The following is a 652-nucleotide window of genomic DNA, read 5'->3' on the forward strand; positions in this document are numbered from 1 at the left end:
GCAGAAGCTCCATCACCACCTCCCCCGCTCGGATGACGCTGCCTTCGGAATTGTAGAGCGAGCGGACAATGATGCCGTCCACCGGGGCACGGATAGTTGTTCGGTCGAGGACCGATCGAGCAGCGTTGATTTGTTCCTCGAGGTCCGCGACCTGTGCCCGGGCTTTGTTCAGTTCCGTGACGGCATCCTCGACCCGGCTGGTTGTAAGCCGTTCAATCTGCTGACGCGCCTCGACGGTCTGGGTCGCCGAACTGGCAATCTGCGCTTCCAGAGATCCTGCCTGGCCGACCAGTTCGGCAGTGCTGCGCAGAAGATCGGTGTATTCGGAACGATTGGTGAGTCCTTTTTTCAGCAGGTCTTTTTTTCTTTCCGTCTCCTCGTTGACGATCGCAAGCTGATTTTCCGCTGCCTCCTTCTGAGCCTTTAACCCGACAACGGCGTCCTGAAGAGCTGCCACCCTTTGCTTCAGAATCCCCTGTTCCGCCCCATAACGCGCTAGCCGCGCCTGAAATTCCTTGTTTTGCTCTCCGAAGACACCGCTATATTCGGAGGCGCCTGAATACGCTCCGAGGTCACTGGACAATACAATTTTATCGAGGCCGTCCCGTTCTGCTTCGAGCCGAGAAATCTCGGCTTTTTGTGCAACCCACTG

The 652-nt window shown here is 57.1% G+C and carries 1 pseudogene; it reads right to left on the reverse strand.

The features are described from left to right. Positions 1-652, reverse strand: a pseudogene (locus ACXJ7R_RS35575) (HlyD family type I secretion periplasmic adaptor subunit); the annotation flags it as partial.

Source organism: Mesorhizobium sp. P5_C1 (genome assembly GCF_054049815.1).